Consider the following 12,617-nt stretch of genomic DNA (forward strand, 5'->3'; position numbering starts at 1 on the left):
AGCCAAACAGGCGCGTATTATCCGGGATATGACCATGAATGAACACCTGCCGCCGGCCAGCGGCAGGCTGCTAGATCAATGAGGCGCTATGGAGGCCATCGATCAGGACTTGCGGTCGCCCTTTGGAGCAAGACTCAATCCGTGCGCGAACTCCATAAACTTCTGCCAGACTATCCGCATCGATCACGCTCTGCGGAGTGCCATGAGCCGCCAGGCGTCCATTCTTGAGCATGACAATATGGTCGGTTTGTCTCAAGGCGATGTTGATATCGTGCAACACGATAAGGGTAACCATATCGCGCTGACGTGTTTCCTGGGCTATCACGTCCATCACATGAAACTGGAAGTTCAGATCGAGTGCGCTCAGGGGCTCATCAAGTAAAAGCAGTGTCGGCCTGCGGATCAGGGCCTGTGCCAGACCTACCAACTGCTTTTGTCCACCAGAGAGCTGGTCAAGGTAGTGCATGCCCAAGTGCTCGATCTCAAGGCGCCTAAGCAGGGTAAGCGCGTCCTCAGTGTCTTTGGCATGCGGCTGCCCAGAGGCGCGGCGTGCAACCAGAAGCGACTCGAAAACACGCAGATGGACGCTGGCAGGCAATGTCTGGGGAAGATAGACCACTTTCTCCGCGCGTTTGGCAAAGCTCAGGCTGGTAAGCGCCTCTTCGTCCAGTGTGATGGTGCCTTTGGCCGGCGTCAGGCCAGCGATGGCCTTGAGTAAAGTTGACTTACCGCTTCCGTTGGGACCGAGCAAGGCGGTTACCTTGCCATGCGTAATGCCTTCAAGGGTAAGGTCCTGAATGATCGTTTTTTTGCCATAGCCAACATTCAGCCCCTGCATAGATAACGCGTGCATTACAGGCCTCCCTTGTTGCGCAGGACAACCGTGAGGAAAAAGGGTATACCCACAAGAGCCGTTACGATTCCAACCGGTATCAGCACGCCGGGGAGCAGGTTCTTGGATGCAACAGATGCAAGTGAAAGAATCAACGCACCGGCCAAGGCGCTGGCAGGTAGATAGAACCGGTGATCTTCGCCAAAGATCAGGCGAGAAATGTGCGGGCCTACCAAGCCAATGAAGCCGATGGTGCCTACAAACGCCACAGCCAGGGCGGTGAGAATACTAACTCTCAGCAGGGTGCCTAGCCTTAAGCGCTTGACATTGATTCCAAAGCTGGCTGCACGATCCTCACCGAGTCGTAACGCTGTCAGCTGCCATGCCCGACGAAGCGACAAGGGAAGTGCGATGGCAAGTGCCAGCGCCAGAATGCCGAGCTTGAGCCAGGTGGCTCGGGCAAGGCTTCCCATGGTCCAGAAGACCAGTCCTGAAAGCGTATCTTCACTGGCAACAAATTGAACCAGCGATACTAGTGCCTGAAAGGTAAAGCCCAAGGCAATACCGAACAGCACAATGGCGCTGGTTGTGGCTTGACGAAGCCGTGCGACAACGTCGAGTAGAAGGGTTGCTGCCAGAACAAACACAAAGGCGTTGATCGAGATAAGCCACTCGCTGGGTACACCCGGAATGCCCAGATTCAACACAATGGCCAGGGCCGCTCCGAACGCGGCGGCGTGTGAAAGCCCTAGCGTGAAAGGGCTGGCCAGAGGGTTATTCAGTATTGTCTGCATTTCGGCGCCGGCAAGGCCTAACGCTGCGCCGACACAAACGGCCATGAGCGCTTGCGGGAGACGAATATTCCAGACAATAACCGCCTGACTAGGACTGACCGATTCGCGATGCACCAGGGTTTGCCAGAGATCACTAACGCTCAGGCCGGCCGGCCCGAGCGTGAAGTCCAGTAATAACGAACAACCAATCGCGATTACGAAGATCGCCAGAATAAGGAGTCGCTTACTCAGGAGCGAGCGGTAATCGTTAGAGAGAGAGGCATCCAGGGCAGGATGCTCAATCGATTGCTTGGCGTTCATGGATTACTCTTGGCTTGCGTCCAGTAGGCGCCACGGATATCGACAGGAAGGAACTGGTTATTCAGCTCATCCAGCGTTTGCTTGGGGTCGACGTCCTTGAACGCGTCCGGGTAGAACCATTTGGCAAATGCCTCGATGGCCAAAATGTTGTAGGGCGAGTTATAGAAATTATGCCAGATGCCGTACGTACGACCTTCATGAACAGCTCTGAGCGGCGCGATTTCCTGACGCTTGAGCAGACCTTGCAGGCTGGCGGCCGCGGCATCATCTGTAACGCCTGTGCCTGACTTCAAGCCATTGTCAGTGGAGCTCATGTCCCGAGTGCCACTTGCAATGTAGATATCAGGGTTAACACTCAGAAGGGTCTCGGCATTGATGTCGCCGATTACGCCAGGCAGCAGGGGAGCGGCCAGGTTGTTGCCTCCAGCCGCTTCGATAAATTCGCCAAAATTGCCTTTACCGGCCGTATGGCAGCACGCTGCGCCAGGCCAGATACCTGCCAGCATTTCGATGAAGACATTGGGACGTTTGTCGCTAGGGATAGTTGAGACGGTTTTCTGAATTCGATCCAGATGACGTTGATAGAACGCAATGTAATCTTCAGCCTGCTTTTCTCGATGCACAGCCTTGCCAAGTACACGCATACTGGGAATGGTGTTTTGCATGGGGTGCTGACGGAAATCAATGAAAACAACCGGCACACCTGCAGCCTTTAGCTGCTCTACCAGCTCATTCTTGACGCCCGGGCCGTGACCAGCAATGCCGAAAATTGCAATATCAGGCTTCAGGGAGATCGCTTTTTCATCGTTGACACTGGCTTCAGACGTTTTGCCAATAGTCGGGATCTTGTCGATTTGAGGATACTTGGCCTGATAGGCCGCGTAGCCCTGCTTGTCTACGGTACTGAGTTCACCTTGCCAGCCAACAATACGGTCGAGTGGCTTGTCGCCTTCCAGTAGAGCCAGTGCATAAAGCATCCGTCCTTCGCCCAGAAGGATACGGTCAACCTTGGCAGGAATTTCTACCTGGCGGCCAGCGATATCAGTAATAGTCTCAGCATGAAGACCACTCGACATGATGGCAGCCAGAGAAAAGCCTGATAGAAGGCCAAGCCAGCGCTTGCCAGACAATATGGAATTAAACATTACTCTTCCCTGCAAATGAGATGCTTTATTATTAGGCGACTAACAGCTTATGTTTTCAAGTCTCTTTGCAATATTTAGCCGTTATTGTTCAACCACTTGTAAGAAAACGGCCGCTTATAGCGGCCGTTTTGATTACTTCACACGTTGACCTGGCAAGGCGCCAGCGTCTGGACTTAACAAGAAAATATCTTTCCCACCAGGACCGGCTGCCAGCACCATGCCTTCGGAAACACCAAAGCGCATCTTGCGGGGAGCCAGATTGGCAACATACAGAGTAAGGCGGCCTTCCAGCGTAGCGGGGTCATAGGCGCTCTTGATTCCAGAGAACACATTGCGCAATTCGTCGCCAATATCGAGCGTGAGTTGCAGAAGCTTGTCAGCCCCTGCCACCGCTTCAGCCTTAACGATACGTGCCACTCGCAGATCTACAGCGGAAAAGGCATCGAAGTCGATGGTTCCTGCAATAGGCTCCTTGGCCAGCTCACCATTATTGGAGGCCTGAGGCGCTGTAGTGCTGGCAGTCAGATCTTCTTTTGATGCTTCGATCATCTCGGTCACTTTTGCAGATTCGATTCGTGTCATGAGGGGTGCAAACGGGTTTAGCTGATGATTCGCCAATGCCGTTGAAAGATCTTCCCAGTGCAGCGGAGCTATATTCAGGAACGTTTCGGCGGCCTCTGCGAGCTTGGGGAGTACGGGCTTGAGGAAGATGACCAGTTGACGGAAGAGATTGATGCCCAATGCGCAGATTGCCTGGACTTCATCCTGTTTGCCTTCCTGCTTGGCCAGTGCCCAAGGCGCTTTTTCAGCAATCCAGGCGTTAGCCTGGTCGGCCAGCGCCATGATTTCACGCATGGCGCGCCCAAACTCCCGACCTTCATAGGCTTCGGCGATGCTGGGAGCAGCGGTCTGAAATGCCTGCCAGAGTTCGGGTGCCGGGTTAGCCTCGATCAAGAGCCCGTTATTACCCTTGTGAATGAAGCCAGCACAGCGGCTGGCGATATTGACAACCTTGCCCACCAGATCGGAATTGACTTTCTGGACAAAATCTTCAAGGTTCAGGTCCAGGTCATCTACACCGCGACCCAGCTTGGCGGCATAGTAGTAACGCAGGTATTCAGGCGAGAGATGCTCAAGGTAAGTACGTGCCTTGACGAATGTACCGCGTGACTTCGACATTTTCTGCCCATTTACCGTAACGTAACCATGAACGTTGACGGCGGTAGGCTTTCGGTAGCCTGCGCCTTCCAACATGGCAGGCCAGAACAAGGCATGGAAGTTGACGATGTCCTTGCCAATAAAGTGATAGAGCTCTGCGGTTGAGTCCTTGCCCCAGAATGCATCGAACTCAAGACCTAGTTCCGGACGATGAGTGATCAGGTTCTGGAAGCTGGCCATGTAGCCAATTGGAGCGTCCAGCCAGACATAAAAATACTTGCCAGGCGCATCAGGGATTTCGAAGCCGAAGTAAGGCGCGTCACGGCTGATGTCCCACTCCTGCAGACCGGCATCGAGCCATTCGGCAATCTTGTTGGCTACTGATTCCTGTAAGGCGCCGCCGCGCGTCCAGCTTTTGAGCATGGCGTCGAAGTCAGGTAGCTTGAAGAAAAAGTGTTGCGATTCCTTGAGAACAGGTGTCGCGCCGGAGATGGCTGACTTTGGATTGATCAGATCCGTTGGCTCATAGGTAGCGCCACACTTTTCGCAGTTATCACCATATTGATCCTCGGTGCCGCATTTAGGGCAGGTGCCCTTGATGAAGCGGTCAGCCAGGAACATGTTCTTGTCCGGGTCGAAGTACTGGGTCACTGCACGTGTAGCAATGTGGCCAGCATCCCGTAGCTTCAGATAGATCTGGCTTGCCAGTGCACGGTTCTCTTCCGAGTGCGTCGAATAGTAATTGTCGAAATCAATAAGAAAATCGGTGAAATCCGCCATGTGCTCGGTACGAACACCATCAATAAGCTGTTGCGGCGTAACGCCTTCACGTTCGGCGCGCAGCATGATGGCGGAGCCATGGGCATCATCGGCACAGACATATATGCACTGGTTGCCGCGCAGTTTTTGATAGCGCACCCAGATGTCAGTCTGGATGTACTCCAGCATATGGCCAAGGTGAATCGAACCGTTGGCATAGGGGAGGGCGCTAGTGACAAGAATCTTCCGGGGTTCGGACATAGGGCTCGACTGTCAATTAAGGCTAAAAATAATTGAACACTATAAAGGCCGAACCGTTTTTTTTCACGCCTGGTCCAATAGCTGAGTATTCGGGTAGGTTTTATCCTGTCTGACCGGTAGCATAGTGACTACGATTACACCGTACCCTTGTTTGGAGCTGTTATGAGCGCACTTACCCGCGAAGTGGTAGAAGCCACTCTGCGCCAGTACACCGATCCCTACCTCAACCAGGACCTGGTCACCGCAGGTTGCCTGCGCGATGTCACCCTTAACGGCGGACACATCGTCGTTAGCATCGAACTGGGTTATGCGGCGGGACTGTTCAAGAATGGCATGGCACAGGTGCTCAAGAATTCGCTGGAAAACCTGCCAGGTGTTACCCAGGCGGATGTCCAGATCCAGTGTGTCATCAAGCCCCATGCGGCTCAGCCTCAGGTTGAGGCGATGTCGAACGTAAAGAATATTATTGCGGTCGCATCTGGTAAGGGTGGGGTCGGCAAGTCCACGACTTCTGCCAACCTCGCGCTGGCCCTGGCACGTGAAGGGGCTCGAGTAGGTATCCTGGATGCCGACATCTACGGCCCCAGCCAGGGCATCATGTTTGGTTTGCCTGAAGGTACACGTCCCAAGATCCAGGATGAGAAGTGGTTCATTCCGCTGGTGGCACATGGGGTCGAGGTCATGTCCATGGCTTTCCTGACCGATGAGCGCACACCTGTGGTGTGGCGTGGTCCGATGGTGTCGGGCGCGCTGCTGCAGCTGATTACTCAGACCGCCTGGAATAATCTGGATTACCTCGTCATCGATATGCCGCCAGGCACGGGTGACATCCAGCTTACGCTGGCCCAGAAGGTTCCTGTAGCTGGTTCTGTCATCGTAACGACTCCGCAGGATCTGGCCCTTCTTGATGCCAAGAAGGGCGTTGAGATGTTCCGTAAGGTCAATATTCCAGTGTTGGGCGTAGTCGAGAATATGGCTGTGCACATCTGCTCGAATTGTGGTCATGCCGAGCATTTGTTTGGCGAGGGCGGCGGCAACAAGCTTGCCAGTCAGTATGGGGTTGATCTTCTAGCCTCTCTGCCGCTATCCATGGCTATTCGCGAGCAGGCGGACCAAGGACGTCCTACGGCCATCGCTGATCCAGACAGCCAGATCGCCATGATTTATCAGGATATGGCGCGTCATGTTGGCGCACGCATTGCCCAGAGTGGAAAAAAGGCTGCCATCATGCCCACTATCACGGTTTCGGACGACTGATACCATTGACGAGCGAGGGACTGAATAGCGTTGGTCCTTCGCTTTCTCATGGTTTAGGTCTTTGATGAGTGCCGCCGTACCGGTAAGATGTGCGGTTATGTTTTTACCCCTGACAGGACAGTGCCATGAGCATCAAAGCAGATAAGTGGATTCGCCGCATGGCCCAGGAACACGGCATGATCGAGCCGTTCGTTGAGCGGCAGATGCGTGGGGAGGGAGCCGACCGGCTGATCTCTTTTGGCGTGTCCAGCTACGGTTACGATGTGCGCTGCGCTGATGAATTCAAAGTATTCACCAACATCCATTCAGCTACCGTCGACCCGAAGAATTTCGATGAAAAAAGCTTCGTCGATATCAAGGGAGATGTTTGCGTTATTCCGCCAAACTCCTTTGCGCTGGCGCGTACCGTCGAGTACTTCCGTATTCCTCGTAACGTATTGACCATCTGCCTTGGCAAAAGCACTTATGCCCGCTGTGGCATTATTGTGAATGTCACGCCGCTTGAGCCGGAGTGGGAAGGGCACGTAACATTGGAGTTCTCCAATACTACCAACCTGCCAGCTAAGATCTATGCTAACGAAGGCGTGGCTCAAATGCTGTTCCTGGAATCTGACGAGCCTTGCGAGGTGTCTTACAAGGATCGTGGTGGAAAGTATCAGGGGCAACGCGGTGTAACACTGCCGAAAGCCTGACTGACAATAGTGGAAGAAGCCGGGCGTGTCCCGGCTTTTTCATGCCTGCTGATCTAACCAGTCTGCTCAACTGTATTAAGAGGCCGGTTAGACGGAGGCGTAATGAACGCTTTAAGTAGACCCTACCGCATGCCGATACAGTAAGAGCCATACAGCCATCTGTCGTGGCTGAGCGGACGGGCTTTTGCAGAGTTTCGCTTCAAGGTCCTTGCAAGATGGCCGATACCTAGGAAACGCTATTCTTAGGAGATTTGGCATGGCTAGCATTCTTGACTCTGTCGACCAGCGCACGCAGCTGGTAGGCGAGAACCGTCTGGAAATACTGATGTTTCGTCTGTCCAGTCGGCAGATGTTTGCCATCAATGTGTTTAAGGTGCAGGAAGTGCTGCACCTGCCCAAACTGACTTTAATGCCCAAGCGTAATCCGATGGTCTGCGGTGTCATTCATCTGCGCGGACAAACACTGCCGGTTATTGACCTGGCATGTGCCATTGGCATGAGGCCGATTGTGCCTGATCAAAACAGCACGATTATCGTCACTGAGTACAACCGCACCGTCCAGGCGTTCCTGGTAGGAAGCGTAGATCGCATCATCAACCTTAACTGGGACAGCATCCAACCCCCTCCGGGTGGAGCCGGTCGTCAACATTATCTGACGGCTATTACCAAGTTCGAGGACAAGCTGATCGAAGTTATTGATGTGGAAAAGGTGCTGGCTGAAATTGTGCCTTATAACGTCAAAGTCTCCCGTGAGCGCTTGGATGACTCGTTGCTGACCAAGGCGAAGTCACGTGAAATTATGTTGGTGGATGACTCCAGCACCGCGCTCAATCAGATGCGCGATACGTTGACGCAGCTCGGTTTGACGTTCCACATCGCTACGGATGGTCTCAAGGCGTTGCAAAAGCTCAAGCAATGGGCCAAGGACGGGGTCAATGTCTCTGAAAAGCTGCTAATGCTTATTACAGACGCTGAAATGCCGGAGATGGATGGCTATCGCCTAACGACGGAGATCCGTCAGGATCCTCAGCTCAGTAGCCTCTACGTCGTACTCCATACCTCGCTATCCGGTAGTTTCAACGAGGCGATGGTCAAGAAAGTAGGCTGCAACGCATTCCTGTCCAAGTTCCAGCCTGATTTGTTGGTTGAGGCGGTACGAACCCGATTGAGCCTGCTAGACCAATAAGTGTAGGTCCTGACGATAATTTTGTCCGTCAAGCCTGCACACAGGCGCTGATCTTTTCTAGACTCACGGCTTCTTTGGTCGACAGGAAGCCGTGCCATGTTTCGTCTCAGCGGACTTTATCGTTATCCCGTCAAATCTACTGCGCCTGAGCTTCTTGAGCGTGCCGATATTGATTGCCTAGGCGTGGCGGGTGATCGGCGATGGATGGTGGTAGAGGCTTCGACAGGACGTTTCCTGACCCAGCGATTGTTACCCAGCATGGGGCAGATTGTAGCCCGTTGGATCAGTAACGGTTGTCTCTCGCTTAATGCCCCTGGAATGTCAACGCTTGAAATTTCCGTTCCTCTGCCAGATGAGGCCCTGCAGGGCGTCACACTCTGGCGAGACACGTTCCAGGTTCCAGAGGCAGGAGAAGAAGCCAATGCCTGGTTAAGCACCTTCTTGGACAGACCTTGTCGCTTGGTGTACATGCCCGAAAGTCGGGCGCGTCAGGTTGATACTGCTTATGCCAGTCCTGGTGATTACGTTAATTTCGCAGATGGTTTTCCATTGCTACTGATTGGCCAAGCCTCTCTGGATGATCTGGCTCAGCGCGTGGGCCGGCCTTTGGATATGAGGCGGTTCAGACCTAATCTGGTCGTTGAAGGTAGCAAGGCTTACGCGGAGGATAAATGGACGCATATACGAATAGGGGAGGTTGAATTTCGTATTGTGAAGCCTTGCTCTCGGTGTGTACTGATTACTGTTGATCCGGTTACCAGCGTGCGCAGTCATGACCGGGAGCCTTTAGCAACACTGAAGACTTATAGAGAACATGAGGGCGCCGTTTACTTTGGGCAGAATCTGATCCAGCTTAATCCAGGCGCAGTGAATATCGGTATGCCTGTTGAGGTGTTGGCATAGCGCAGTGGAAATGAAAAGGCCCTTCTGAGAAGGGCCTTTGTCATCAACCAGCTACTAGAACCCGTATGGATTCAAGGCGTAGCGATGCTTTGTCCAAATGGGTAATACCTTCTTCACGCTGCTGACGCAGGGTGTCGATTTCAGTATCACGAACACTTGGGTTGACGGCTTGCAATGCCGTCAAGCGAGCCAGCTCCTCGTCCATGTTGGCAACGAAACGCTGACGTGCCAGTTCGACGCGCTCGTTATGACGAGGCAATACCTTGCCTTCGCCAGCCGCCACGAGTTTGCTCAAGGCGTCACGCTGGGCTTGAACAAACTTGTTGGCGCTTCCGCGTGGTACGCTTTCCAGCTGATCATTAAGCGTCTCGAACGAAACGCGTGCAGCCAGATCATTGCCGTTTGCATCCAGCAGGCAGCGAAGGGCAATTGGGGGCAGGAAGCGAGTCAACTGAAGTGAACGTGGGGCTACCGCCTCGCTGACGTAAAGCAGTTCAAGCAGTACTGTGCCAGGCTTGAGTGCCTTGTTCTTGATCAGCGCTACTGCCGTGTTGCCCATCGAGCCTGATAGCACAAGGTCCATGCCGCCCTGGACCATGGGGTGCTCCCAGGTAAGAAACTGCATGTCTTCACGTGCCAGGGCCAGATCCCGGTCATAGGTAATCGTCACGCCTTCATCGTTACCCAGGGGGAAGCCTGCATCGAGCATTTTTTCGCTGGGCTTGAGGATGAGCGCATTATCGGAGTGGTCTTCGCTGTCGACGCCAAAGGCATCCAATAGCTTCTCCATATAGATCGGCAGTGCAAACTCGTCATCCTGTTCCAGGATCGCCTCCTGAAGCTCTTCACCTTCGCCGGAGCCACTGGAGTTAAGCTCAAGCAACCGATCGCGGCCTGTATGCAGCTCGGCTTCAAGTGCTTCACGTGTGCGGCGACCCTCTTCAAGCAGAGCTTGCCAGCTGTCCTCATCTCCACCAGGGAGCAGCGTGTTGAGCTGTTCACCGAAGCGCTGCTCTAGCGTATTGCCGGTAGGGCAGGTTGACAGAAACGCATTCAGTGCATGGTGGTACCACTGGAACTTGCGCTCCTGTGCGCTACCTTCGAGGTAAGGAACATGCAGCTGAATAGTGTGGCGCTGACCGATCCGGTCCAAACGGCCGATTCGCTGCTCCAGCAAGTCAGGGTGCGCGGGTAGATCGAACAACACGAGATGATGGGCAAACTGGAAGTTGCGTCCTTCACTACCAATTTCAGAGCAGATCAGTACCTGCGCCCCAAATTCTTCGTCAGCGAAGTAGGCGGCAGCCCGGTCACGTTCAAGAATGCTCATCCGCTCATGGAAAACCGTGGCCGGAATGCCCGAGCGCAGTCGCAAGGCGTCTTCCAAATCCAGTGCAGTCTCTGCATGTGCACAGATGACTAGAACCTTGAATTTTTTCAAGCTTTTGAGGGTTTCAATCAGCCACTCTACACGTGGGTCATGGCGCCACCAGCGATCGTTTTCATCCTCTGGAACATACAGTGTTTCAGGATACAGCGAGGCGCTGGCATCCATGTACTGATCCGGGAAGGGCAAGGCTGATGCATCCAGGTTTCGCTCTGGAAAGCCCAGCACTGCGGCGCGAGTATTACGGAAAAGAACCCGACCTGTCCCGTGACGGTCCAGCAGCTCACGAATAAGACGTGAGCGAGCCTCTTCGTCACCAGCCGCAGCGGATGTAAGCAGCGTGTCGCCTTCCTCGCCCAGGAAGCCATGAATGGCAGCACGTGAAGCATCGCTCATCGTGCCGTGGTCCAGCAGCTCTTGAACAGCTTCGGCAACCGGGCGGTAATTGGCACTTTCATTACGGAATGCTTCAAGATCGTGGAAGCGATTAGGATCCAGCAGGCGCAGGCGGGCAAAGTGGCTGTCTTGACCAAGCTGTTCGGGCGTAGCGGTCAGAAGCAGGACGCCAGGGATGACTTCAGCCAGCTGCTCGACCAGAGCATATTCGGGACTTACCTGTTCCGGGTGCCATACAAGGTGATGGGCTTCATCCACAACCATAAGGTCCCAGCCGGCTGCAAACGCGGCGTCCTGGGCGCGCTCATCACGCTTTAGCCAGTCCAAAGAGACCAAAGCAATCTGATTATCTTCAAAAGGATTGGTCGCGTCACTGGCGCGGAAGCGCTCTGAATCGAACAGGGCGACTTCCAGATTGAAGCGCCGGCGCATCTCTACCAGCCACTGATGCTGGAGGTTTTCAGGCACAAGAATCAGAATGCGACGCGCACGACCACTGAGCAGCTGACGATGGATAACAAGACCTGCTTCGATCGTCTTGCCAAGGCCCACTTCGTCGGCCAAAAGGACACGTGGAGCAATACGGTCAGCTACACTACGGGCAATATGCAGCTGGTGTGGGATAGGTTGGGCTCGAGCGCCTGCCAGCCCCCAGAGTGGCGATTGTAAGAGACGACTGCTGTGTTCAAGTGTGTGGTAACGCAGGCTGAACCAGGAAAGCGGGTCGATTTGACCTGCGAAAAGACGATCACTTGCCAGACGGAACTGAATAAAGTTGGACAGTTCAGCCTCGGTCATCGTGCGAGGTTCGTTTTTGGCATTCAAACCGTGATAGGTGAGCAGGCCTTCGTTTTCTTCCACCTCACGAACGGTGAGTTTCCAACCTTCAAAGTGGGTGATTTCATCACCTGGTGCGAAGCGTACGCGGGTCAAGGGTGCGTTGCGTTGAGCATACTGGCGTGTTTCTCCGGTAGCCGGATACAGTACGGTCAGAAGGCGTCCATCCTGTGCCAGGATGGTACCGAGCCCCAGCTCGGCTTCACTGTCACTGATCCAACGTTGCCCAGGTTGATACTGCGCCATGTAGTAGCTTCTCCCGCCCATTCAAAAAGCCGGTTATGTTAACGAATGCGCCCGCCGAGGCCAAAGCCTGATGGCATAAAATCTTTAAATAGGTATATCGCGAGAGGACAAGTTGATGTTACCGCCCATACCGCAAGCCTTGATTCCGATCACTACGCAGCACGATTCCGTAAAGCCTCGACCGGACATCGCTCCAGTAACAGCTGTCGCCCATGCAAAGGACGCGGGCTTTCAATCCGTTCTGGATGAGCAAAAGCTGGAGCAGGAAAGCGAAAAACGTCGCAAGCGTAAGCGGGGACTGCAGGTTTTACTGCCGGATGAGCGTGCCGAAGCATTGATGGAACCTTCCGAAAAAGGGCAGTGTGTTGATATCAAAGTTTAGGCGGCGGCTGGGTTCTATCAAGCCATATATAGCGCTCTGTATAAGTCAATGCCAAGAGAGGGTCGGCCGCAAGCCCTCTCGG

At 54.0% G+C, this 12,617-nt stretch carries 10 protein-coding genes; 5 read left to right on the forward strand and 5 right to left on the reverse strand.

Going from position 1 to position 12,617, the window contains the following annotated elements:
- Positions 1-70 precede the first annotated feature (70 nt).
- The 4 genes from GM154_RS20535 to metG all read right to left on the reverse strand — a co-directional run bounded on the left by GM154_RS20535 (position 71) and on the right by metG (position 5,249).
- Complete coding sequence (locus tag GM154_RS20535) at positions 71-853, reverse strand: ABC transporter ATP-binding protein (protein WP_010797822.1); 783 nt, start codon at positions 851-853, stop codon at positions 71-73.
- Complete coding sequence (locus GM154_RS20540; protein WP_010797823.1) at positions 853-1,926, reverse strand: iron ABC transporter permease; 1,074 nt, start codon at positions 1,924-1,926, stop codon at positions 853-855. The genes GM154_RS20535 and GM154_RS20540 overlap by 1 nt, the downstream gene beginning before the upstream one ends.
- Positions 1,923-3,071 carry an ABC transporter substrate-binding protein gene (locus GM154_RS20545; protein WP_074827353.1) on the reverse strand — a complete coding sequence of 383 codons (1,149 nt, stop codon included), beginning with the start codon at positions 3,069-3,071 and terminating at the stop codon, positions 1,923-1,925. Before GM154_RS20545 ends, GM154_RS20540 begins: the two co-directional genes overlap by 4 nt.
- 132 nt (positions 3,072-3,203) lie before the next feature.
- The gene (gene metG / locus GM154_RS20550; protein ID WP_219653203.1) at positions 3,204-5,249 is read right to left on the reverse strand and encodes a methionine--tRNA ligase; all 2,046 of its coding nucleotides are present in this window, start codon (positions 5,247-5,249) and stop codon (positions 3,204-3,206) included.
- A 162-nt stretch (positions 5,250-5,411) separates the two neighbouring features.
- On the opposite strand from metG, the gene apbC reads away from it, so the two are divergent.
- The 4 genes from apbC to GM154_RS20570 all read left to right on the forward strand — a co-directional run bounded on the left by apbC (position 5,412) and on the right by GM154_RS20570 (position 9,287).
- Positions 5,412-6,506 (forward strand): iron-sulfur cluster carrier protein ApbC, encoded by a 1,095-nt coding sequence (gene apbC / locus GM154_RS20555; RefSeq protein ID WP_010797826.1) that lies wholly within the window; start codon positions 5,412-5,414, stop codon positions 6,504-6,506.
- Positions 6,507-6,631: 125 nt separating this feature from the next.
- The gene (gene dcd / locus GM154_RS20560; protein ID WP_010797827.1) at positions 6,632-7,198 is read left to right on the forward strand and encodes a dCTP deaminase; all 567 of its coding nucleotides are present in this window, start codon (positions 6,632-6,634) and stop codon (positions 7,196-7,198) included.
- A gap of 256 nt (positions 7,199-7,454) precedes the next feature.
- The gene (locus GM154_RS20565; RefSeq protein WP_010797828.1) at positions 7,455-8,384 is read left to right on the forward strand and encodes a chemotaxis protein CheV; all 930 of its coding nucleotides are present in this window, start codon (positions 7,455-7,457) and stop codon (positions 8,382-8,384) included.
- Positions 8,385-8,480: 96 nt separating this feature from the next.
- Positions 8,481-9,287, forward strand: a complete 807-nt coding sequence (locus GM154_RS20570; RefSeq protein WP_219653204.1) for an MOSC domain-containing protein — start codon at positions 8,481-8,483, stop codon at positions 9,285-9,287.
- 43 nt (positions 9,288-9,330) lie between these two features.
- On the opposite strand, the gene rapA is transcribed toward GM154_RS20570, so the two are convergent.
- A complete protein-coding gene (rapA, locus tag GM154_RS20575; RefSeq protein WP_219653205.1) occupies positions 9,331-12,153 on the reverse strand; it encodes an RNA polymerase-associated protein RapA in 2,823 nt (940 codons plus the stop codon).
- 115 nt (positions 12,154-12,268) lie between these two features.
- Between rapA and GM154_RS25715 the strand changes: the two genes are divergently transcribed.
- Positions 12,269-12,535: a hypothetical protein gene (locus GM154_RS25715; protein WP_010797831.1), complete on the forward strand. Its 267-nt coding sequence runs from the start codon at positions 12,269-12,271 to the stop codon at positions 12,533-12,535.
- The last annotated feature ends 82 nt before the right edge of the window (positions 12,536-12,617 follow it).

Origin of the sequence: Pseudomonas sp. MAG002Y, assembly GCF_019400845.1 — a bacterium.
Taxonomy (GTDB): domain Bacteria; phylum Pseudomonadota; class Gammaproteobacteria; order Pseudomonadales; family Pseudomonadaceae; genus Chryseomonas; species Chryseomonas luteola.